The organism is Phreatobacter sp. AB_2022a (assembly GCF_026847585.1).
In the GTDB taxonomy this organism is placed as follows: Bacteria; Pseudomonadota; Alphaproteobacteria; order Rhizobiales; family Phreatobacteraceae; genus Phreatobacter.
In genome coordinates this window covers 1-22,949 of sequence record NZ_JAPSET010000004.1, presented here as the reverse complement: position 1 = coordinate 22,949, position 22,949 = coordinate 1, and the positions used below count along the sequence as shown (strand labels likewise).

Sequence of the window (22,949 nt, the reverse complement as noted above, 5' to 3'; positions counted from 1 at the left end):
GGCGCCGCGGCATACCTGTGGACGAGGTTCTTTCATGCCTGAGGTGATCTTCAACGGTCCGGCCGGTCGGATCGAGGGCCGTTATCATCCGGCCAAGGTCCGCAACGCGCCGATCGGGATCGTCCTCCATCCGCACCCGCAATTCGGCGGGACGATGAACAACCAGATCGTCTACAACCTCTATTATCAGTTCGTCAGCCGCGGCTTCTCGGTCCTGCGCTTCAATTTCCGCGGCGTCGGCCGCAGCCAGGGCAGCTTCGATCACGGCGTCGGCGAGCTTTCGGACGCTGCTTCGGCGCTCGACTATGCGCAGGCGCTCAATCCCGAGGCACGTACCTGCTGGATCGCCGGCTTCTCCTTCGGCGCCTGGATCGGCATGCAGCTGCTGATGCGCCGCCCGGAGGTCGAGGGTTTCATTTCGGTCGCGCCGCAGCCCAATCTCTACGATTTCTCCTTCCTCGCCCCCTGCCCGTCCTCCGGCCTGATCGTCCACGGCGACAAGGACGGCGTGTCGCCGCTGGCTTCCGTCCAGGGCCTGATCGAGAAGCTGAAGACGCAGAAGGGCATCATCATCGACCAGCAGGTCGTGCCCGGGGCCAACCACTTCTTCGAGAACTCGATCGACGACCTCATGAGCGTCGTCAGCACCTATCTCGACAAGCGCCTCGGCAAGGCCCCCGAAGCCGCGCCAGCCTTGCCGAAGCCGGCGGTCTGAGCCAGGCTGGGGGCCGATGTCCCCAGCGACCGGCTCGAAACACGCGATCTGCCTGACGGCGGACAATGCGACGATAGCCCCGCTTCTCGCGCTCCAGGCGGCAGCCGCCGCCTTCGAGCCCGAAGCCAGCATGGCGGCGCAGGCCTATGCGCCGCATATCACCCTCGCGATCTACGAACGGATCGAGCTGCCGGCCCTGCAGGACGCTTTCGCGGCGATGGCGGAAGGGGCCGCGCCCCTGCGGCTGCGCTTTGCGCGGATTCGCCATTTCGGCGACGGCTCGCCGGTGGTCTGGGCCGCGCCCGGCGCCGATGCGGATCTTGCCGCGCTGCACGAGGCCGTGCACCGCTCGATCGATCCGGCCCGCTGTCATCCTCACTATCGACCGGGGGCCTGGATCCCCCACTGCACGCTGGCGACCGGCATTGCCGCCCACCGGATGCGCGAAGCGCAGGCCGCGCTCGAGGCCTCGCTCCAGCCCTTCGATGTGCTGTTCGACACGGCCGACTGCCTGACCTTTCCGCCCGTTCAGATCATCGAGCGGCGGTGTCTTGCCACCGCCGGCGCGGGGCGATGAGATTTCGCCTGGGACAAGCCGCGAGATCCGCCTTGCTATGGCCCCCGACTCCGTTTAAGCGCCAGGGCTTATGACAGTTACGCCCTCGTCCTTCGTGCTGAACCGCCGGCACTTGCTCGGGATCGAAGGCCTTTCCGCTTCCGAGATCACCGGCCTGCTCGATCTGGCCGAAGAGTTCGTCACCCTCAACCGTCAGGTCGAGAAGAAGCGGACCTCTCTGCGCGGCCGGACCCAGATCAACCTGTTCTTCGAAAACTCGACCCGGACGCAGTCGTCCTTCGAGCTTGCCGGCAAGCGCCTGGGCGCCGACGTGATGAACATGTCGGTGGCGCAGAGCTCGATCAAGAAGGGCGAGACGCTGATCGACACGGCATTGACGCTCAATGCCATGCATCCCGACATCCTGATCATGCGCCACGCGGCCTCGGGGGCCGTCGAGCTGCTGTCGAAGAAGGTCGACTGCTCGGTGGTCAATGCCGGCGACGGCACCCACGAGCATCCGACCCAGGCCCTGCTCGACGCGCTGACCATCCGGCGCAACAAGGGCCGGCTGGAACGCCTGACGGTGGCGATCTGCGGCGACATCCTGCATTCGCGCGTCGCCCGCTCGAACATCATCCTGCTGAACCAGATGCAGGCGCGCGTGCGCGCCATCGGCCCCTCGACGCTGCTGCCGGCGTCGCTGGAACGGCTCGGCGTCGAGGTCTACCGCGACATGAAGTCGGGCCTGAAGGATGCCGACATCGTCATGATGCTGCGCCTCCAGCGCGAGCGCATGAACGGGTCCTTCGTCCCCTCGGTACAGGAATACTTCCACTTCTACGGGCTCGACGAGGCGAAGCTGCGCTATGCCAAGCCCGATGCCCTGGTCATGCATCCAGGCCCCATGAACCGGGGCGTCGAGATCGCCACCTCGGTCGCCGACGGCGCCCAGTCGCTGATCCGCGAGCAGGTCGAGATGGGCGTCGCGGTCCGCATGGCCGTGCTCGAAGCGCTCGCGCGCAACCTGCCGAATGCGTGACGCCATGGCCCAGCCCGATCCTCGCCCCCTGCTGCTCGCCAATGCCCGCCTGATCGACCCGGCCGCCGGCACCGATGTGACGGGCGGTCTGTTCGTCGAGAACGGCGTCATCCGCGACCATGGCGCAGCGCTCACCGCCAGCGCCGTGCCGGACGGCACCGAAATTGTCGACTGCCGTGGCGCCGTGGTGGCGCCGGGCCTCGTCGACATCAGATGTTTCGTCGGCGAGCCGGGCTACGAATACCGCGAGACGCTGGCCTCGGCCTCGCGCGCCGCGGCCGCGGGCGGCGTCACCACCATCGTCTGCCAGCCCTCGACCGAGCCGGTCATCGACGATCCAGCGATCGTCGACTTCCTGCTGCGCCGGGCACGCGACACCGGCGTCGTGCGCATCCACCCGATGGCAGCGATCACCAAGAAGCTCGCCGGCCGCGAAATGACCGAGTTCGGCCTGCTGAAGGAGGCCGGCGCCGTGGCCTTCACCGATGGCGCCCATTCGGTCACCAATGCCCTGGTCATGCGCCGGGCCATGACCTATTCGCGCGATTTCGACGCGCTGATCGTGCATCACACCGAGGATCCCGATCTCATCGGCGAAGGCGTGATGAACGAGGGCGAATTCGCCTCGCGCCTCGGGCTCTCGGGCATTCCGGTCGAGGCCGAGACGGTCATGCTCGAGCGCGACATGCGCCTCGTCAAGCTGACCGGCGCGCGCTACCACGCCGCCTCCATCACCTGCCGCGACAGCCTCGCCATTATTGCGCGGGCCAAGAATGAAGGCCTGCCGGTCTCCGCCGCGGTGACGATCAACCACCTGACCCTCAACGAAAACGACATCGGCAGCTACCGCACCTTCTGCAAGCTGTCGCCCCCGCTGCGCACCGAGGACGATCGCCTGGCCCTCGCCGACGCCGTGGCCGACGGCCTGATCGACGTCGTCGTTTCCGATCACGACCCGCAGGACGTCGAGACCAAGCGCCTGCCCTTCGCCGAGGCCGCGCCCGGCGCGGTCGGCGTCGAAACCATGCTGCCGGCGGCCCTCCGGCTCGTCCATTCCGGCCTGGTGCCGCTGCCGACCCTCCTCAAGGCCCTGTCGACGACCCCGGCGCGGCTTCTCGGCCTGCCCGGCGGCACGCTCGCCCGCGGCGCGCCGGCCGATCTCGCGGTCATCGACATCGACGAGCCCTGGGTGCTCGACCGCGACACGCTCAAGTCGAAATGCAAGAACTCGCCCTTCGACGAGGCGCGCCTCACCGGCCGGGTGATCAAGACGCTGGTGGCCGGCCGCACGGTGCACGGATAGGCCGGTCCGGACGCCCCCTCCTGAGAGCCCCGACCGGAATCAACGCGTTGCCGGGGCTTCCTGACATCCGTCTTTCGCCGATAGCGCTATGCGGCTGGCGCGCGAATGATAGGATCGGTCGCGCCAGGCAAGACACGACAGCATCCCCGAGGGCCCCGTTCGATGTTCGATCTCCCGCTATCCGTCCTCCTGCCGGTCCTCGGCCTCGGCTATCTCCTGGGCTCCATCCCCTTCGGCCTGCTCCTCACCCGCGGCGCCGGGCTCGGCGACATCAGGACCATAGGCTCCGGCAATATCGGCGCGACCAACGTGCTGCGCACGGGCAACAAGAAGCTCGCGGCGGCGACCTTGCTGCTCGACGCGCTGAAGGCGACCGCCGCGGTGCTGATCGCAAGCCACCTGGCCGGGCCCGAAGCGGGCCTCGTCGCCGGCATCGGCGCCTTTCTCGGCCACATCTTTCCGGTCTGGCTCGGCTTCAAGGGCGGCAAGGGGGTTGCGACCTTCCTCGGGCTGCTGCTCGGCCTCTATTGGCCCGCCTTCCTGTTCTTCGCCATCGTCTGGCTCGCCATGGCCTTCACCTTCCGCTATTCGTCGCTGGCCGCGCTGGTGGCGAGCCTCCTGACGCCGCTCGCGCTCATCGCTCTGGCCAAGTGGCCGGCGCTGCAGGCCGCGCTGCCCGCCCCCGCCGGCTCGCCGCTGCAGATGGGTGTCGCGACCCTCGCCGTCGCCGCCGCGCTCTGGGCGAAACATCACCAGAATATCGGCAAGCTGCTCGCCGGCACCGAAAGCCGGATCGGCGAAAAAAGCTCGGGGACAGCCACGTGAGCGCCCGGCGCGCGACCACCTGCGGGCCGCCATGACCAGCCGGCCGGGGCGACGCCTGACCGATGCGGAACGCCTCGCCTGGCTGCGCCTTGCCCGTTCGGCCCATGTCGGCCCCCGCACCTTCCGGGAACTGCTCCGGCTCTATGGCAGCGCCGAGGCGGCGCTCGACGCCCTGCCCGGCCTGTCCCGGCGAGGCGGCGACCGCGACTTCCGCGTCTTCGGCCACGACCAGGCCGAGCGCGAGATGGCGGCTGCGGCCCGCAGCGGCATCCAGCTGACGGCGCTCCACGAACCGGACTATCCGCCGCTGCTGCGCGAGACCGTGGCGCCGCCGCCGCTGATCGGTATCCGCGGCCTTGTCGACGCGCTGCACCGGCCGGCAGTGGCGCTGGTCGGCGCACGCAATGCCTCGATCCCCGGCCTCAAGATGGCGGGCCTGCTCGCGCGCGGTCTCGCCGAGAGTGGTTTCGTCACCGTTTCGGGCCTCGCGCGCGGCATCGACACCGCCGTCCACCGGGCCTCGCTGGCCGGCGGCACTGTCGCGGTTCTCGCCGGCGGCCATGATCGGATCTACCCGCCCGAAAACGAACCATTGCTCGAACAGATCCTCGCAACCGGCTGCGCCATCAGTGAAATGCCCGTAGGCCACGAGCCGCGCGCCAAGGACTTCCCGCGCCGCAACCGGCTGATTGCCGGCCTTTCGCTCGGCCTCGTCGTGGTCGAGGCGGCGGAACGCTCCGGCTCGCTCATTTCGGCCAGGCTCGCTCTGGAGGAGAACCGCGAGGTCTTCGCCGTGCCCGGTTCGCCGCTCGATCCCCGCGCGGCAGGCACCAACCGGCTGCTGAAACAGGGCGCGGTGCTCGTCACCGGCGTCGAGGACGTCACCGGCGTGCTCGCGCCGCTGGTCGCCATGGGGCCGCAGCGCCTCGGCGCCGAGGAGCAGGATCGACCCGCCCCGGTGGAGCCCGCCGACGACCAGCGCGCCCGCGTGCTCGACCTGCTCGGTCCGGTGCCGGTCGCCGTCGACGACATCGTCAGGCAGGCGGGCCTCTCCGTGGCGACGGTCCGGATCGTCCTCCTCGAGCTGGAGCTCGCCGGCCGGGTCTGGCGCGATCCCGCCGGAGGCGCAGGTCTCCTCTGATGCCCGGCGGGCGCAGCGTCGAAGCCACACAGAGGCCTATCGGGCATTTCTCCCATTTGACTTGATGCGGCCTTGTGCCCATGTTCCGCCCGACTTGCGGCCCCCGTCGGCGGGCCGCCGGATGCGAATGGATTCTCAAGGGACGCAATCTTGGGCGTGAACGTGGTCATCGTCGAATCGCCGGCCAAGGCGAAGACGATCAACAAATATCTGGGCTCGGACTACGAGGTCGTCGCCTCGTTCGGCCACGTGCGCGACCTGCCGGCCAAGGACGGGTCGGTGGATCCGAACGCCGATTTCGCCATGGTCTGGGAAGCCGACGGCCGCGGCGCCAAGCGCATCGGCGAGATCGCCAAGATGGTCAAGGGCGCGAGCAAGCTGATCCTGGCCACCGACCCCGATCGCGAGGGCGAGGCGATCTCCTGGCATCTCCTGGAAGCGTTGCGCGACAAGCGTGTGCTGAAGGACGTGCCGGTCGAGCGCGTCACCTTCAACGCCATCACCAAGCAGGCGGTTCTCGATGCGATGGCCAATCCGCGCGCCATCGACGTCGACCTCGTCGAGGCCTATCTGGCGCGCCGCGCGCTCGACTATCTCGTCGGCTTCAACCTCTCGCCGGTGCTCTGGCGCAAGCTGCCGGGCGCCCGCTCGGCCGGCCGCGTGCAGTCGGTGGCGCTTCGCCTCGTCTGCGAGCGCGAGGCCGAGATCGAGCGCTTCGTCAAGCGCGAATACTGGTCGCTGGTCGCAACCCTTGCGACGCCACGCGCCGAGAGCTTCGAGGCCCGCCTCGTCGGCGCCGACGGCCAGAAGATCCAGCGGCTCGACGTCGGCACCGAGGCCGAGGCGCGCGCCTTCGAAAAGGCCCTGAACGAGGCGCATTTCGCCGTCGCCGCGGTGGAGGCCAAACCGGCGCGGCGCCACCCCTTCCCGCCCTTCACCACCTCGACGCTGCAGCAGGAGGCGAGCCGCAAATACGGCTTCGCGCCGAACCGCACGATGCAGATCGCCCAGCGGCTCTACGAGGGCGCCGACATCGGCGGCGAGACGGTCGGCCTCATCACCTATATGCGAACCGACGGCGTCGATGTCGCCCCCGAGGCGGTCGCCGAGATCCGCAGCCTGATCGGCAAGGATTTCGGTGCCCGCTACGTACCCGGCGCGCCGCGCAAATACACCTCCAAGGTCAAGAACGCGCAGGAAGCCCACGAGGCGATCCGGCCGACCGACGTCCGCCGTCATCCGCGCGACGTCGCCCGTTTCCTCGAGCCCGAACAGGCCCGGCTCTACGAGCTGATCTGGAAGCGCACCGTCGCCTCGCAGATGGAAAGCGCCGAGCTCGAGCGCACGACGGTCGACATCATCGCGACCGTCGGCGGCCTCGGCTCCTCGCTCGGCCGCAAGCTCGACCTGCGCGCCACCGGCCAGGTGGTGAAGTTCGACGGCTTCCTCACCCTCTATACCGAGGATCGCGACGACGACGGCGACGACGAGGACGGCAAGCGGCTGCCGGCGATGACGGTCGGCGAAAAGCTGTCGAAACAGGCGATCGCCGCCACCCAGCACTTCACCGAGCCGCCGCCGCGCTATTCCGAGGCGAGCCTCGTCAAGCGCATGGAAGAGCTCGGCATCGGCCGCCCCTCGACCTACGCAGCGACGCTGCAGACGCTGCAGGACCGCGACTATGTGCGCGTCGAGAAGAAGCGCCTGGTGCCGGAGGACAAGGGCCGGCTGGTCATCGCCTTCCTCGAAAACTTCTTCAACCGCTATGTCGAATACGGCTTCACGGCGGCGCTCGAGGAACAGCTCGACCTCGTGTCCAATCACGAGCTCGACTGGAAGGCACTGCTGCGCGACTTCTGGCGCGATTTCACGGCGGCGATCGACAGCACCAAGGAGCTGCGGGTCGCCGATGTGCTGTCGGCGCTCAACGAGAGCCTCGGTCCGCATATCTTCCCCGACCGGGGCGATGGTACGAACCCGCGGCTCTGCCCGACCTGCGGCAGCGGCACGCTGTCCCTGAAGCTTGGCAAGTTCGGCGCCTTCATCGGCTGCTCGAACTATCCCGAATGCCGCTATACGCGTCAGCTCGCCGCCCCGAGCGCCGATGCGGTCGGCGATGCTCCGGCCGGCGCCTCGCCTGACGGCACGCGGCGGCTCGGCGAGGATCCGGATACCGGCCTTGAAGTCACCGTGCGCGACGGCCGCTTCGGGCCCTACATCCAGCTCGGCGAAGGCGACAAGCCGAAGCGTTCGTCGCTGCCGAAGGGCCTCAGTCCCGCCGAAATCGACATCGAACGGGCCCTCGCCCTCCTCGCCCTGCCGAAGGAGGTGGCGGTCCACCCCGAGAGCGGCAAGCCGATCCTGGTCGGCATCGGCCGCTACGGTCCCTATGTGCAGCACGAGCGGACCTATGCCAATCTCGAAAAGGACGACGATGTCCTGGCGATCGGCTCGAACCGCGCCATCGATCTCATCGTCGCCAAGGAGAGCGGCGCCAAGGGACGGTTCGGCCGTGCCGCCGCCGCGCCCGGCCGCGAGCTCGGCGAGCACCCGACCCTCGGCGGCCCGGTCACCGTCATGGCCGGCCGCTACGGCCCCTATGTCAAGCATGGCTCGGTCAACGCCACCCTGCCCAAGGGCAAGGCTCCGGACAGCCTGACCATGGACGAGGCGGTGCAGTTGATCGCGGCACGTGCCGAAGCCGCCGGCTCCCGTCCCAAGGGCGGGCGCCGGGCCAAGGCGAATGGCGAGGCTAAGCCGGCGGCCAGGGCCAAATCCGCCGCCAAGCCGAAGGCCGCCGCGAAAAAGGCCGTCAAGCCGGCCGAAAAGGCCAAGACGTGAAGCGGGCGAGGCGCGTTTCGTCCCGCTCCGTGATCGGTTAGCCTGGAAGCCGCGCCGCTCCCCGGCGCGTGCAGGATCCGTGATCATTGCCCCGTAAGCCGAAGACCGATGCCGCGCCGCGCCTGCCCAGCCGCGAAGACGTGCTCGCTTTCATCGCCAGCCAGCCCGGCAAGGTCGGCAAGCGCGAGATCGCGCGGCATTTCGGCCTCGGCGGCGCCGACAAGGTCGCGCTCAAGCACCTCCTGAAGGAGATCGTCGAGGACGGCCTGCTGGCGCGCGGCCGCGGCAAGCTGCACAAGCCCGGCGCGTTGCCGCGCGTGCTGGTCGTCGATGTCGTCAGGCGCGACGACGACGGCGACCTGATCGCGACGCCCGCCGAATGGGACGAGGACGAGCTCGGCGCGGTGCCCGACATCGTGCTCGCGGTGCCGCATCGGCCGCGCCCGGGCGATCCCGTGCCGGGGCTCGGCGACCGGGCCCTGGTGCGCATGGCCGACGGCGGCGCGCCCGACGACCCGCGGCCCACCGCCCGCGTCATGAAGATCCTCGACCGGGGCCGTGCCCGGCTCATCGGCGTGTTCCGCGCGATAGCGGGCCATGGCGGCCGGCTCCTGCCCGTCGACAAGAAGAATCTCGGCCGGGAGCTCGCCATTCCCGCCGAGGCCGTCGGCGATGCCCGCGACGGCGATCTCGTGGCGGTCGACATCGTCAGGAACACCCGGTTCGGCCCGCCGGTCGCCCGGGTGCGCGAGCGGCTCGGCCATCTCGGCAGCGAACGGGCGATCTCGCAGATCGCGCTCGAGGTCCACGGCATTCCCTCGGTCTTCCGCGCCGACACGTTGGCGGAAGCCGAGCGCGCGCGGCCGGCGACGGCGGCCGGCCGCGAGGACTGGCGCAAGCTGCCGCTCGTCACCATCGATCCGCCCGACGCCAAGGACCACGACGACGCGGTCCACGCCGAACCGGACACCGCCCCGGACAATACCGGCGGCTTCATCGTCACGATCGCCATCGCCGATGTCGCCGCCTATGTCCGTTCCGGCTCGGCACTCGATCGCGAGGCGGCGATCCGGGGCAATTCAGTCTATTTTCCCGACCGTGTCGTGCCGATGCTGCCCGAGCGCATCTCCAACGACCTGTGTTCGCTGCGCGAAGGCGAAAGCCGGCCGGCCATCGCCTGCCGGGTGGTGATCCGCGCCGACGGGCGGCGCAAGGCGCACAGCTTCCACCGCATCCTGATGCGTTCGGCAGCCAAGCTCGCCTATGGCGAAGCCCAGGCCGCGGTCGACGGTCGTCTGGAGGGCGAGGCCGCCGAGCGGATCGGCCCGCTGGTCGGGCCCGTGCTGAACCCGCTCTGGGAAGCCTATCGGGCGCTGAAGCGGGCGCGCGACGACCGCGAGCCGCTGGATCTCGACCTGCCCGAACGCAAGATCCTGCTGAAGCCCGATGGCACCGTCGATCGCGTGGTGGTGCCCGAGCGCCTCGATGCCCACCGGCTGATCGAGGAAATGATGATCCTCGCCAATGTCTGCGCGGCCGAGACATTGGAAAAGCACCGCATTCCCTGCATGTACCGGATCCACGACGCGCCGGCCTACGAGAAGCTGCTGGCACTGAAGGAATTCCTGCGCACCCTCGACATCACCTTGCCGCAGGCGGCCGTGCTGCGGCCGGCCAATTTCAACCAGATCCTGGCCCGCGCCCGCGGCACGGAATCGGCCGAGCTGGTCAACCAGGTGGTGCTGCGCTCGCAGTCCCAGGCGGAATATTCGCCCGAGAATATCGGCCATTTCGGCCTCAACCTGCGGCGCTACGCCCATTTCACCTCGCCGATCCGCCGTTATGCCGATCTCATCGTCCATCGCGGCCTGATCCGCGCGCTCAATCTCGGTGACGACGGCCTGACAGATGGCCAGGCCGGCGCGCTCGCCGAGATCGGCGCGGAAATCTCCGCCGCCGAACGGCGCGCCATGGCGGCCGAGCGCGAAACCATCGACCGGCTGATCGCCGCCCACCTTTCGGAGCGCGTCGGCGATATCTTCGGCGCGCGCATTTCCGGCCTCACCCGCTCCGGCCTGTTCGTCCGGCTCGACGACACCGGGGCCGACGGTTTCGTGCCGGCGGCCAGCATCGGCGGCGACTATTTCCGATACGAGGAAGGCCAGCAGGCGCTCGTCGGCAGCAGGAGCGGCGAAACCTACCGGCTCGGCGACACGGTCTCCGTCCGGCTGGTCGAGGCCGCGCCGGTGGCCGGAGCCCTGCGTTTCGAACTGATGAGCGATGGCCGGCCCGGGCTTGCCCCGAAGCGGATCGGACGTCACAACCGCCGGGACGAGGGCTTTGGCGATGGCCGGCGCGCCCGGCCGGGCGACAAGCCCTCGCGTCCGCCTTGGAAACGAAAAGGGCGCAAATGACTGTCCGGATCCTGCACGGCGCCGAGCCGGCCAACGCCCGGCCCGAACGCAACCTGTGGACCGCGCTGTGGCGCGGCGCACGCTGCCGCTGCCCCAATTGCGGCGAGGGCCGGCTGTTCTCGTCCTATCTGAAGGTGGCGCCGACCTGCGCGCACTGCGGCGAGGCACTGCACCATCACCGGGCCGACGACGCCCCGCCCTATCTGACCATCATGGTGGTCGGCCATGTCATCGTGCCGCTGCTGATGTGGGTGGAGCTGCGCTACGAGCCGGTCCTCTGGATCCATTTCGCGCTCTGGCTGCCGCTGACCTTGATCCTGTGCCTCGGCCTGCTGCCGCCGATCAAGGGCCTGGTGGTGGGCCTGCAATGGGCCCTGCGCATGCATGGTTTCGATCCCGACAGTCCCGAAGCGAAAGAAGAAGCGAGCACCAGATCATGAATGAGCGGGGCCAAGCTCTGACCGAGCGCCTGACCAAGACCGAGCGCGAGCAGCGCTGGGCGAACCTGCGTCCGGTCGACGCCGCCACCCTGATCCTGATCGACCGCAAGGGCCCCGCTCCCAAGGTGCTGATGGGCAAGCGCCGGCACGACCTGAAATTCATGCCCGGCAAGTTCGTCTTCCCCGGCGGCCGGCGCGACCCGGCGGACCGCGACATGCCCGTCTTCGGGGCGCTCGACGGCCATGCGGAGACGCGGCTGATGAAGCGCGTGCAGCGGCCCTCGCTGTCGCGCGCCCGGTCGCTCGCGCTGACCGCCGTGCGCGAGACCTTCGAGGAGACCGGCCTGCTCCTCGGCACGCGCGATGCCGGCGTGCCGGAAGGCGTGCCCAAGGGCTGGGAGGGCTTCGCCGAGCACGGTGTGTTCCCCAACCTGGAATCGCTGCAGTTCGTCTGCCGCGCCATCACGCCGCCGCGCCGGCCGAAGCGGTTCGACACACGCTTCTTCGCCTGCGACGCCGATCATATCGCCCATCGCGTCGACGGCGTGGTCGGGCCGCATGCCGAACTGGTCGAGCTGAAATGGCTGACCCTCAAGGACGCCCTGCAGGAAGACCTGCCAACCATCACCACAGTGGTGCTCGAGGAGCTCGGCGAGCGCATCGCCAAGGGTTTCGCGCCGGAATTGCCGGTGCCCTTCTATTACATGCAGCGCAAGGTCTTCCAGCGCGAGGTGCTGTAGGCGCGGGCCGGCCCGGCGCCCCTGTCGGTGCGGTTCGGTTCGCAAGGGCTGGGCTGCCGCGCGGGGGCCGCCCTTGTCACGCCGCCTTCGCCTCGTCATGAGATGGCGCTCTCATGACCAGCACCAGCCCGACCGCGCCGGCCGACCCCAGGCAGTTCATCCTCTCGATCACCGCCGCCATCGCCTGCATCGTGGCGGTGGGCATCGGCCTGTCGCTGTCCATCCCGCTCATTTCCTTCGCTCTCGACGCCAAGGGTGCGTCGCGCACGGTGATCGGGCTCAATTCGGCCATGGGCGGCGTCGCCACCCTCGTCTGCGCGCCCTTCATTTCGGGCTGGGCCCGCCGTTTCGGCGTCAGGCCGGTGCTGCTCTGGGCGGTCGCCCTCGGCATCGTCTCGTTTCTCGGCTTCCTCGTGATCGAGCCCCTCTGGGCCTGGTTTCCGCTGCGCTTCGTCTTCGGCGTCGCGCTGACCGTGCTGTTCGTCCTGTCGGAATACTGGATCAATGCCGTCGCGCCCGAGGAGCGCCGCGGCCTCGTGCTGAGCATCTATGTGACCGCGCTGTCGCTGGGCTTCGCCGCGGGTCCCCAGATCCTGACCATGGTCGGCACGTCCGGTCCGGCTCCCTATCTCGTCGGGTCGGCGCTGTTCGCCCTCTCCATGCTGCCGGTACTGATCGCCCGCGGCATCGCGCCCAGCATCGAGGAGGAGCCATCGCGCGGCTTCGCCGCCTTTCTCTGGGCGGCACCTGCGGCCACCCTCGCCGCGCTCGTCTTCGGCGCCGCCGAGACCGGCGCCTTCGCCCTGCTGCCGCTCTACGGCATCGCCACCGGCCTGGACGCTGTCGCGGCGACCACGCTCGTCTCCTTCGTTTCGCTCGGCAATCTCGTCTTCCAGGTGCCGCTCGGGCTGGTCGCCGACCGCATCGACCGCAGGGTGGTGCTGCTGTTCTGCGCAGCCGTCGGCGCCATCGGAATGGCGACCATGGCTTTCGTGCCGATGTCGCGGACGGCGCTGGTGGTCCTGCTCTTCGTCTGGGGCGGCATCGTCGCCGGCCTCTATACGGTCGGCCTCGCCCATCTCGGCGGCCGCTTCCGCGGCGCCGATCTCGCCCAGGCCAATGCCGCCTTCGTGGTGATGTATTCGGCCGGCCTGATCGTCGGCCCGCCGCTGGCCGGCTTCGGCATGGATCTCTGGCCGCCGACCGGGCTGCCGGCGACGCTCGGCGCCCTCTTCGCCGCCTATGTCGGGGTGATCGTCATCCGCCTGCGGGGCAGCCGCGGCGGCGCCTGAGGCGCCCTGCCGCGGCGATGCCGCAGCGGCCTATTCCACCGTCACGCTTTTCGCGAGATTGCGCGGCTGGTCGACGTCGGTGCCCATCTCCACCGCCGTGTGATAGGCGATGAGCTGGATCGGCACGGCATAGACGATCGGCGCGATCAGGGCCGGAAGATCAGGCATGACCACGGTGGCGGTCGCATCGACCGAGGCATGCTCGGCCCCCTGCGCGTCGGTCACCAGCAGGATCTGTCCGCCGCGGGCGGCCACCTCCTGCATGTTCGACACGGTCTTTTCGAAGATCCGGTCATGCGGCGCGATGACGACCACCGGCATGGCTTCGTCGATCAGCGCGATCGGCCCGTGCTTCAGCTCGCCCGCCGCATAGCCCTCGGCATGGATGTAGGAGAGTTCCTTCAGCTTCAGTGCGCCCTCGAGCGCGATCGGATAGCTGATGCCGCGGCCGAGATAGAGCACGCTTTGCGACTTGGCGAGCGACTTGGCGAGCTGCGCGATGCTGTCGTCGAGCGTCAGCGCCTCGTTGATGTAGCGCGGCGCCTCCATCATGGCGCGGACGAGCGCGTCCTCCTCCGCCGCGTCGATGAAGCCGCGCGCCTTGCCGGCCGCGATGGCGAGCGAGGCCATCACCGTGAGCTGGCAGGTGAAGGCCTTGGTCGAGGCGACCCCGATCTCCGGCCCGCCGAGCGTCGGCATGACGATATGGCTCTCGCGGGCGATGGTCGAGGTGAGAACATTGACCACGGCGAGGACGTGCTGGCCGTTCTCCTTGGCATAGCGCAGCGAAGCGAGCGTGTCGGCCGTCTCGCCGGACTGCGACACCACGATCATCAGGCCGCCCGGCTCCATCGGCGTCTCGCGGTAGCGGAACTCCGAGGCGATGTCGATGTCGACCTGGATGCGCGCGAAGCGCTCGAACCAGTATTTGGCGGTGAGGCCGGCAAGATAGGCGGTGCCGCAGGCGGCGATCGAGATGCGCGGCAGCCTGGCCCAGTCGAACGGCAATTCGGCCGGCAGCCGCACCTGGCCGTTGGCCATGTCGAGATAGTGGGCGGCGGTGCGCGCCACGACCTCCGGCTGCTCGTAAATCTCCTTCAGCATGAAGTGGCGATAGTTGCCCTTGTCGACCAGGAAGGCCTGGGCGCTGGACTGGATCACCGGCCGCTCGACCACGGCGCCGCTGGCATCGCGGATCTCGGCCGAATGCCGATTGAGAATCGCCCAGTCGCCCTCCTCCAGATAGGCGACCGCCGAAGTGAAGGGCGCCAGCGCGATGGCGTCGGAGCCGAGATACATCTCGCCCTCGCCATAGCCGACGGCGAGCGGCGAGCCCTTGCGCGCGCCGATCAGCAGGTCGTCATTGCCTTCGAAGACGAAGGCCAGCGCGAAGGCGCCGCGCAGGCGCGGCAAAGTGCGGCCGACGGCCTCCACCGGACCGTGCCCCGCCTTCATCTCCTGGCCGACGAGATGAGCCACCACTTCGGTATCGGTCTGGGTCGAAAGCCTGACGCCCTTGGCCTCGAGCTCGGCCCGCAGCTCGCGGAAATTCTCGATGATGCCGTTATGGACGACGGCGACGCCCTCCGAGACATGCGGATGGGCATTGGTCTCGGTCGGCGCCCCGTGTGTCGCCCAGCGCGTGTGGCCGATGCCGATATGACCGTCCAGCGGCGCGTTCCGGAGCGCCGCCTCGAGGTTGCGCAGCTTGCCCTCGGCGCGCCGGCGCACCAGCACGCCGTTCTCCAGTGTCGCCACGCCGGCGGAGTCATAGCCGCGATATTCCAGCCGCTTGAGGCTGTCGACCAGCTGCGGAGCGACGGGTTCCCTGCCGAGAATGCCGATGATTCCACACATGTGAGAATGCTCCGTGCCTTGAGAGGCTCCGGCCGATATGGCCGGTGCGCCGTCACCAGCCCTTTAATGGCCAAGGCCGGTGCGACTGAAATGAATTGATGTAACGGTTTGAAACAGCTGTGGCCGCTCAACCGCCGCGTGCCTTGCGTTCCGCCCGCCGGACCTTGTTCGCGCGGATCTTCTCCGCGCCCCGCTCCGGAATGACCGCCTGCCGCGGCCGGCCGAAGGCGAGCCCGCCCGCCTCGACGTCCTGGGTGATGGTGCTGCCGGCAGCGATCAGCACCTCGTCGCCGATCGTCAGCGGCGCGATGAGCGTCGAATTCGAGCCGACGAAAACATCGCGGCCGATGACCGTGGGGTTCTTGTCGGCGCCGTCGAAATTGCAGGTGATGGTGCCGGCGCCGACATTGGTGCCCTCGCCGACCGTCGAATCGCCGAGATAGGCGAGATGGTTGGCTTCGACCTGTCGGCCCAGCGTCGAGCGGTTCACCTCGACGAAGTTGCCGATATGAACCTTCTCGCCGATCCGGCTCTTCGGCCGGATGCGGGCGAACGGCCCGATGGTCGCGCCCGCGGCCACCTCGCAGCCGGCAAGATGCGAATAGGCCCGGATCGTGACATCGCCGGCGATCCGCACGCCCGGACCGAAGACGACATGCGGCTCGAGCACGACGTCCTGGCCGAGCACCGTGTCGTGGCTGAGGAACACGGTCTCGGGCGCCACCATGGTCACCCCTGCCCGCATCGCCTCGGCCCGCAGCCGCCCTTGTGCGATGGCCTCGACCTCGGCCAGCTGGACGCGGTCGTTGACGCCGCGCACCTCATCTTCCGGCGCGGTCACGACGGCGGTGGGGAGGCCCGCCTGCCGCGCCAGCGCCACCACGTCGGTCAGGTAGAACTCGCCCTTGGCATTGGCATTGCCCACGCCCTCGAGAAGGCGCAGCGCCTGCGCTCCCGAAAGCGCCATCAGGCCGCCATTGCACAGCGTGATGCGCTTCTGCTCCTCGCTCGCATCCTTGTGCTCGACGATCGCCGCAAGCTTGCCGTCCGCCACCACCAACCGGCCATAACCGGTCGGATCGGCCGCTTCGAAACCGAGCACCGCGACGGCGGCGCCAGCCGCGATCGCCTCGCGCAGGCGGCCGAATGTCGTCGCGCGAACCAGCGGCGTATCGCCGAAGGCGACGATCACGTCGTCATAGCCCCGCTTCAGCGCGTCGGCGGCCTGCAGCACGGCATGGGCCGTGCCGAGCCGCTCGACCTGGACATGGACGCCCGCATCGGGCACCAGCCTGCGCACCTCGGCCGCGACATCGTCCCTGCCGGGGCCGACAACGACCGCGGCGGCCGTGCCGCCGGCGCCGGCGATCGCGGTCAGGACATGGCCGAGCATCGACAGGCCCGCCACCTCGTGCAGCACCTTCGGCTTGGCCGACTTCATGCGGGTGCCCTCGCCGGCGGCGAGCACGACGGACAGGCAGGAGCGTGTGGTCATCGCGCGTGTCATCCCTCGCTCGAACCCGCCGTCAGGCCTTGGCCAGGCGATCGAAGGCGACGAGCGTCCTGAGCAGGCCCTCCATCTCGGCGAGCGGCACCATGTTCGGCCCATCGGACGGCGCCTTGTCGGGGTCGGGATGGGTCTCGATGAACACGCCCGCGACGCCGACCGCGACGGCCGCGCGCGCCAGGACCGGCACGAATTCGCGCTGGCCGCCAGAGGACGAGCCCTTGCCGCCCGGCTGCTGCACGGAATGGGTGGCATCGAAAATCACCGGAGCGCCGGTCTCGGCCATGATCGGCAGGCCGCGCATGTCCGTCACCAGCGTATTGTAGCCGAAGGAGGCGCCACGCTCGGTCAGCAGCACGTTGGGATTGCCGGCTTCCGTCACCTTGGCCGCGACATTGGCCATGTCCCAGGGCGCCAGGAACTGGCCTTTCTTGACGTTGACGGCACGGCCGGTGCGCGCGGCCGCGACCAGCAAGTCGGTCTGGCGGCACAGGAAGGCCGGGATCTGCAGGATGTCGACGACCTCGCCGACCGGCGCGCACTGCTCGATCTCGTGCACGTCGGTGATGACGGGCACGCCGAGGCTCTCCTTGACCTCGGCAAAGATCGGCAGCGCCGCGGCGAGGCCGATGCCGCGGGACGACTTGCCCGACGTGCGGTTGGCCTTGTCGAACGACGACTTGTAGACGAGGCCGATGCCGACACGCCCGGCGATCTCCTTCAGGGCGCTCGCGACCTCCAGGGCGTGGCTGCGGCTTTCCATGGCGCAGGGCCCGGCAATCAGCGCCAGCGGCAGCTTGTTGCCAAAGCGGACGGAACCGACGGTAACGGTCGATTGAGCAGTCATCGGTGAGATGGCCTTGGGTCTGGTCAGACGGACAAGCCTTCTGACAGACCTCTCCGTCGCAATCAACCGATGACGGCCTCAGGCGTTTCGGCAGGGCCGGCCGTTCCGGTCAGCCGACAATGGCATGGGGCACGAAACGCGACATGTTGCCGGTGACGAGGCCCTTGTCCTCGCGGATGCCGATGCCGGCGGCCGCATCGTCGACGATCCACGCGCCGATGACCGGCCGCATGCCGTCGAAGACGACATCGGGCGCCAGCCCCTGCAGCACACGCGGCAGGTTCTGGTATGGGCCCTCGGCGGCGACCAGCGTCGCCCCGTCGCGGCGGATCTCGATATTGGCGCCCTCGCGCGACACGATCGGCTTGGCGACATAGCTGCGGCCGAGTGCGCTCGCCGCCGGATCATCTTCGAAATAGGCCTCCAGCAGGTTCGGATGGCCGGGCGCCAGCCGCCAGAGCTCCGGCAGGATCGCCTTGGTGGAGAGCAGCATCTTCCAGGCGGGCTCGATCCAGACCGTCGGGCTTGACGGGATCGACGCGCCGAAGGGTTCATGGATGAGCCATTCCCAGGGATAGAGCTTGAACAGCGTCTCGATCGTGCGGCTCTGCTCGTCGACGAACCGGCCCTGACCGTCGAGGCCGATATCGGCAATGTCGATCAGCACGACCGTATGACCGGCCTCCATGGCGCATTCGGAGAGATATTCGACCGTCTTGCGGTCCTCGACCTCGCTCGAATAGGCGGTGAGGTGCAGCGGCCGGTTGGTCGGGATGGCGCGAAAGCGGGCGATCAGCTTGTCGTGCAGGCTGCTGAACTGGTCGGCGCCGCGCGGCAGCGCCCCGGCGGCGACCCGATCCTCAAGCCACAGCCACTGGAACACCGCCGCCTCATAGAGGGCCGTCGGCGTATCGGCATTGAATTCAAGCAGTTTGGCCGGCCCGTTGCCACCATAGATGAAGTCGAAGCGACCGTAGAGGCTGGGGTCCGGCCGCTGCCAGCTGGCGGCGATCCAGTCCCAAAAGGTCGAGGGAATGTTGAGCCGCTTGAGATAGGTCTCGTCGCGAACCGCCCTGCCGACGAGCTCGCCGCACAGGGCGACGATCTCCTCCGTCGCCCTTTCGAGGTCGTCCTCGATCTCGCGCAGCGTGAACAGATAGGCCGCGCTTTCGTCCCAGTATTGCTGGCCGTCGGGCATGGCATAGGCAAAGCCATAGTCGTCCGCCAGCGCGCGCCAGTTCGGCCGCTCCGCCATGGCCTTGCGCTGCATGGTCAGCCTCCGCTCGAAATCGACATGCTGCGGGCGGTCGAGCCGAAGCCGGAGCGCTGCACCGCGGGGCTCTGACTGCCGGCCGGACCGGTCTGCGGCGCGACCTGCGGCGCGGTGCCCGGCGACGGCGCAAGGCCGGTCCGCTGGCCGTTCGAGCCGGGAATGAGGAAGGGAATGATCATCGGAATGCGCGACGTGCCGTTCGAGGCAGAGCAGACATGGCCCTCCTCGAAGCGGCGGTTAGCCGTGTCGACATAGCGCTCCACGCCGTCGCGGCGCAGCGCCACGATCTCCCATGGCCCGCTGCTGGTTCGGGTCAACCCCACCGCCTCGGCTCCGCGCGAGAAGCTGTCGGCGCAGGACGTGCCGGGCAGGAATGCCTGGCACTGTTCGACCGAGCGGGCGATCCGGTTCATGCCGCAGGCGCCGCGTGCGATCTGGTCGCTGGTCGAGGTCGAGGACGCGGCGGTCGCGACATTGCCCGCGCCATCCGCGGTGGGCCGGGACGAACTGAAGGTGCCGCCGCCCCAGATCGCCGCCCCGCCGATCACCAGGGCGCCGACCGCGAGAGGGGCGACGAGTGCGGAACGCTTGCGTTCGGGCCCCAGGGCCTGCTGTCCGTTCATCATCATCGTCCCTCCTCGCGCCGGCATGCCGGCCGGCACGGCCGCAGCCACCTGGCCAAGCGCTCGTGGAAAGAGCCAGCGCGCGCAAACATCAAGAACGCCTCAAATTGAGAATCGATAGCGCAGAAAGATTGCATTCTCGTCGTTCATCGATCGTAAACCATCCCCGGCCCGGCACGACATGGCTTCGCCCGGCCTCACCCGCCGCTCGAAAAGGACATGCTGCGCGCGGTCGAGCCGAAGCCCGAGCGCTGGACGGCCTGGCTGGCGCTCGGCGACAGGCTGGTCGAGGACGCGCTGCCGTAGGAGCTGCCCGAAGAGCCGCCGCCGGAATAGTAGTAATAGTGGGAGCCGCTCGAGCGCCCCCATGACGACGAGGACGACGACCGGCAGGCTCGTCCCTCCTGAAAAACCCGATTGGCCGGATCGAGATAGCGCCCGTCGCCCCCGCGCCTCAGGACCACATGCTGCCAGGCGCCGCTGCTGCCCTGGAACAGGCCGACGGCGGTCGCTCCTTGCGCGAAGGCGGCGGCACAGAGCGGCCCCGGCATGGTCAGCTGGCACTGCTCGGCCGTCGTCGCGATCCGGTTGGAGCTCGTGCAGTTGCGCCGGTTGCCGACGCCGAAACCATTGGTCGCGACGATGGCGCCGACACCCACCACGGCCATGGCGCCGATGCCGGCGGGCGACAGGAGAATGGAACGCTTGCGCTGAGGCTCGGGCGGCAGAGGCTCGGCGGTCATCGGGCGCACCTCACGTGGTCATCGAGGCGGCGGTGAGCTGGCCGCCGGCGATCGAGATGCCGGCGAGCCAGATGCCGGCCGGCAATTCGCCGGCTTCGAGGCGTTTCGACAGGTCCTTGAACAGCAGCTTGACGATCAGATAGACGCCGAGCTGGACCAGCAGCGAGACGGTGGCCCAGAGGGCATTGTCGAGGATCGAGACAGAATGCTCGATGGAACTGGCCAGCGGCAGCGAAAAGCCGACGACGCTGCCGGTGAGCGCAATGGCGCAGGCGACATTGCCCTCGCGCATCAGCGCCATCTCGTCGTGCCCGGTCATCCAGGTGTAGATCCAGACGAAAATGGCCAGGAAACAGATCGCCAGGGCGAAATGCGCGAGAAAGGCCGGAAATCCGGAGAGATAGTCGGCGATCATGAATCAGCCCCTGCCAGCATGAGGCCGGATGCTAGGGGCGGATTGTTTCCGGTTGAAGCTGTCGTCCGGTGGGCTTCGGTTTCGCCGTCTCAGGCGGGCGCAAAGCGCGGCACGATCCGCGCGGGCGCGCCGGGCATCAGGCAGAAACCGGTCGCGCGCGGCGCAAAGCCGGCTGCGCCGCGGCTCTCCTGGCAGCTCGTGTGGCGGTCCTGGCACGCCTCGCGGGTCGCATAGACCGGTCCGGAACGGGCGAGCAGCGCAGTGGCCTCGGCCAGCAGCGCCCGGCATTGGCCGGCGGCGCGGCCGCTTGCGAGACAGGCGCGTTCGGACGGGATTTCGGTGCCGCCGGGACAATCGCCGCCACGGAACCAGACATAGCCCATCGTCGCGGCGACCCCCGCGACGATCAGCCCCACGGCGACCGCACCGCGTGTCGTGTGTCTGTCGTTCATCCCAGATTGATATCAGGCCGGGATGACCGAAAGAAACCAGAACGACACGCGTCTCGACATGTTGCGAGCGTCTCCTCGGTCCGACCTGGCCCGGTTCCGATAGCGGTCAGACGAGCCTCGACTGCACCTTGGCCGCCTCGATGAAGGAGCGGAACAGCGGGTGCGGCTCGAACGGCCGGCTCTTCAGCTCGGGGTGGTACTGCACGCCGATGAACCAGGGATGGTCGGGATATTCGATGGTTTCGGGCAGCACGCCGTCGGGCGAGAGCCCGGTGAACACCAGGCCCTTGGCCTCGAGCCGGGCCTTGTAGTCGAGATTGACCTCGTAGCGGTGCCGATGCCGCTCGGAGATGGTGTCGGACCGGTAGATGCCGGCGATCTTGCTGTCGGCCTTCAGATGCGCGGTATAGGCGCCGAGGCGCATGGTGCCGCCGAGATCGCTCGCCTGGCTGCGCTTGACCAGCTCGTTGCCCTTCAGCCACTCGGTGAGCAGGCCGACCACCGGCTCGGGCGTCGGGCCGAACTCGGTCGAATTGGCGTTGCCGATGCCGGCGAGGTTGCGGGCCGCCTCGATCACAGCCATCTGCATGCCGAAACAGATGCCGAAATAGGGCACCTTGCGTTCCCTGGCGAACTGCGCCGCCCGGATCTTGCCCTCGGCGCCGCGCTGGCCGAAGCCGCCCGGCACCAGGATGCCGTGGACATGTTCGAGATAGGGCGAGGGATCCTGCTTTTCGAAGACCTCGCTCTCGATCCAGTCGAGATTGACCTTCACGCGGTTCGCCATGCCGCCATGGGCGAGCGCCTCGATCAGCGACTTATAGGCGTCCTTCAGGCCGGTATATTTGCCGATAATGGCAATGTTGACCTCGCCTTCGGGATTGTGGACGCGGTCGGAGACATCGGCCCAGCGGCGCATGTCCGGACCATCGGCCGTCTCGATGCCGAAGGCGCGCAGCACCTCGCCGTCGAGGCCGGCACGGTGATAGGCCATCGGCACGTCGTAGATCGAGGCGGCATCCTGCGCCTCGACGACCGCCGAGGGACGGACATTGCAGAACAGGGCGAGCTTCTTGCGCTCGCCTTCCGGGATGGGCCGGTCGCAGCGGCAGAGCAGGATGTCGGGCGCGATGCCGATCGAGCGCAGCTCCTGCACGGAGTGCTGGGTCGGCTTGGTCTTCAGTTCGCCGGCCGAGGCGATGAAGGGCAGCAGCGTCAGGTGGACGTAGATGCTGTCGCCTTCCGGCAGCTCGTTGCCGAGCTGGCGGATCGCCTCGAAGAACGGCAGGCCCTCGATGTCGCCGACCGTGCCGCCGATCTCCACCAGCACGAAGTCGTAGCCTTCATTGCCGGTCCGGACGAAATCCTTGATGGCGTCGGTGACGTGCGGGATCACCTGAATGGTCGCGCCGAGATAGTCGCCGCGCCGCTCCTTGGTGATGATGTCCAGATAGATCCGGCCCGTGGTGATGTTGTCCTGGCGCGTGCAGGGCCGGCCGGTGAAGCGCTCGTAGTGGCCAAGGTCCAGATCGGTCTCGGCGCCGTCGTCGGTGACGAACACCTCGCCGTGCTGGGTCGGGCTCATCGTGCCCGGATCGACGTTGAGATAGGGATCAAGCTTGCGCAGGCGGACCGAGTAGCCGCGCGCCTGCAGCAGCGCACCGAGAGCGGCCGAAGCCAGTCCCTTGCCAAGGGACGAAACCACGCCGCCGGTGATGAAAATATACCGCGTCATGGGACTTCCTCTTTAAAGCTCTCGGTTCGATTCGGGTAGCGGGAGGCGCGCATGGCGGCCCCACGCCGCAACAAAAAACGAGGGCCGGTCTCCCGGCCCTTGCCATGGTCGTGTCGGGCGCCCTTGACGGGCACCTTTCGGGAATGCCCGGGCGAAGCCGGGCTAGTCGCTCAGCGCGACGGCGCCGC

At 68.7% G+C, this 22,949-nt stretch carries 20 protein-coding genes; 11 read left to right on the top strand and 9 right to left on the bottom strand.

The features are described from left to right. Window positions 1–34: 34 nt before the first annotated feature. The 11 genes from OZ671_RS04110 to OZ671_RS04060 all read left to right on the top strand — a co-directional run bounded on the left by OZ671_RS04110 (window position 35) and on the right by OZ671_RS04060 (window position 13,309). The gene (locus OZ671_RS04110; protein ID WP_038312493.1) at window positions 35–715 is read left to right on the top strand and encodes an alpha/beta hydrolase; all 681 of its coding nucleotides are present in this window, start codon (window positions 35–37) and stop codon (window positions 713–715) included. A 16-nt stretch (window positions 716–731) separates the two neighbouring features. Continuing rightward, the gene (locus OZ671_RS04105) at window positions 732–1,292 is read left to right on the top strand and encodes a 2'-5' RNA ligase family protein (RefSeq protein ID WP_268859549.1); all 561 of its coding nucleotides are present in this window, start codon (window positions 732–734) and stop codon (window positions 1,290–1,292) included. A 70-nt stretch (window positions 1,293–1,362) separates the two neighbouring features. After that, complete coding sequence (locus tag OZ671_RS04100; RefSeq protein WP_268859548.1) at window positions 1,363–2,313, top strand: aspartate carbamoyltransferase catalytic subunit; 951 nt, start codon at window positions 1,363–1,365, stop codon at window positions 2,311–2,313. A 4-nt stretch (window positions 2,314–2,317) separates the two neighbouring features. Further along, complete coding sequence (locus OZ671_RS04095) at window positions 2,318–3,616, top strand: dihydroorotase (RefSeq protein ID WP_268859547.1); 1,299 nt, start codon at window positions 2,318–2,320, stop codon at window positions 3,614–3,616. Between the two features lie 162 nt (window positions 3,617–3,778). Further along, window positions 3,779–4,441 (top strand): glycerol-3-phosphate 1-O-acyltransferase PlsY, encoded by a 663-nt coding sequence (plsY, locus tag OZ671_RS04090; RefSeq protein ID WP_268859546.1) that lies wholly within the window; start codon window positions 3,779–3,781, stop codon window positions 4,439–4,441. Between the two features lie 31 nt (window positions 4,442–4,472). After that, window positions 4,473–5,582: a DNA-processing protein DprA gene (dprA, locus tag OZ671_RS04085; protein ID WP_268859545.1), complete on the top strand. Its 1,110-nt coding sequence runs from the start codon at window positions 4,473–4,475 to the stop codon at window positions 5,580–5,582. Window positions 5,583–5,738: 156 nt separating this feature from the next. After that, entirely contained in the window at window positions 5,739–8,423 is a 2,685-nt protein-coding gene (gene topA, locus OZ671_RS04080) for a type I DNA topoisomerase (RefSeq protein ID WP_268859701.1), read from the top strand. A gap of 86 nt (window positions 8,424–8,509) precedes the next feature. Further along, a complete protein-coding gene (gene rnr / locus OZ671_RS04075; protein ID WP_268859544.1) occupies window positions 8,510–10,837 on the top strand; it encodes a ribonuclease R in 2,328 nt (775 codons plus the stop codon). After that, complete coding sequence (locus OZ671_RS04070) at window positions 10,834–11,277, top strand: DUF983 domain-containing protein (RefSeq protein WP_268859543.1); 444 nt, start codon at window positions 10,834–10,836, stop codon at window positions 11,275–11,277. The genes rnr and OZ671_RS04070 overlap by 4 nt, the downstream gene beginning before the upstream one ends. Beyond that, entirely contained in the window at window positions 11,274–12,017 is a 744-nt protein-coding gene (locus OZ671_RS04065) for an NUDIX hydrolase (RefSeq protein WP_268859542.1), read from the top strand. The genes OZ671_RS04070 and OZ671_RS04065 overlap by 4 nt, the downstream gene beginning before the upstream one ends. A gap of 113 nt (window positions 12,018–12,130) precedes the next feature. Continuing rightward, window positions 12,131–13,309 carry an MFS transporter gene (locus OZ671_RS04060; RefSeq protein ID WP_268859541.1) on the top strand — a complete coding sequence of 393 codons (1,179 nt, stop codon included), beginning with the start codon at window positions 12,131–12,133 and terminating at the stop codon, window positions 13,307–13,309. A 30-nt stretch (window positions 13,310–13,339) separates the two neighbouring features. On the opposite strand, the gene glmS is transcribed toward OZ671_RS04060, so the two are convergent. The 9 genes from glmS to OZ671_RS04015 form a co-directional block, all read right to left on the bottom strand. Next, the gene (gene glmS / locus OZ671_RS04055; protein WP_268859540.1) at window positions 13,340–15,166 is read right to left on the bottom strand and encodes a glutamine--fructose-6-phosphate transaminase (isomerizing); all 1,827 of its coding nucleotides are present in this window, start codon (window positions 15,164–15,166) and stop codon (window positions 13,340–13,342) included. A gap of 127 nt (window positions 15,167–15,293) precedes the next feature. Further along, window positions 15,294–16,661 (bottom strand): bifunctional UDP-N-acetylglucosamine diphosphorylase/glucosamine-1-phosphate N-acetyltransferase GlmU, encoded by a 1,368-nt coding sequence (glmU, locus tag OZ671_RS04050; RefSeq protein ID WP_268859539.1) that lies wholly within the window; start codon window positions 16,659–16,661, stop codon window positions 15,294–15,296. 31 nt (window positions 16,662–16,692) lie between these two features. Next, window positions 16,693–17,520, bottom strand: a complete 828-nt coding sequence (gene kdsA, locus OZ671_RS04045) for a 3-deoxy-8-phosphooctulonate synthase (protein ID WP_268859538.1) — start codon at window positions 17,518–17,520, stop codon at window positions 16,693–16,695. Between the two features lie 109 nt (window positions 17,521–17,629). Further along, on the bottom strand, window positions 17,630–18,790 hold the full coding sequence (locus OZ671_RS04040) for a glutathionylspermidine synthase family protein (protein ID WP_268859537.1): 1,161 nt from the start codon (window positions 18,788–18,790) through the stop codon (window positions 17,630–17,632). Window positions 18,791–18,792: 2 nt separating this feature from the next. Beyond that, window positions 18,793–19,422, bottom strand: coding sequence for a hypothetical protein (locus OZ671_RS04035; protein WP_268859536.1), 630 nt, complete (start codon window positions 19,420–19,422; stop codon window positions 18,793–18,795). Window positions 19,423–19,613: 191 nt separating this feature from the next. Then, window positions 19,614–20,159: a hypothetical protein gene (locus tag OZ671_RS04030; RefSeq protein ID WP_268859535.1), complete on the bottom strand. Its 546-nt coding sequence runs from the start codon at window positions 20,157–20,159 to the stop codon at window positions 19,614–19,616. A 10-nt stretch (window positions 20,160–20,169) separates the two neighbouring features. After that, the gene (locus OZ671_RS04025; RefSeq protein ID WP_268859534.1) at window positions 20,170–20,574 is read right to left on the bottom strand and encodes a DUF350 domain-containing protein; all 405 of its coding nucleotides are present in this window, start codon (window positions 20,572–20,574) and stop codon (window positions 20,170–20,172) included. Window positions 20,575–20,663: 89 nt separating this feature from the next. Then, complete coding sequence (locus OZ671_RS04020) at window positions 20,664–21,026, bottom strand: DUF1190 domain-containing protein (protein ID WP_268859533.1); 363 nt, start codon at window positions 21,024–21,026, stop codon at window positions 20,664–20,666. A 106-nt stretch (window positions 21,027–21,132) separates the two neighbouring features. Next, the gene (locus OZ671_RS04015) at window positions 21,133–22,761 is read right to left on the bottom strand and encodes a CTP synthase (protein ID WP_268859532.1); all 1,629 of its coding nucleotides are present in this window, start codon (window positions 22,759–22,761) and stop codon (window positions 21,133–21,135) included. Window positions 22,762–22,949 lie beyond the last annotated feature (188 nt).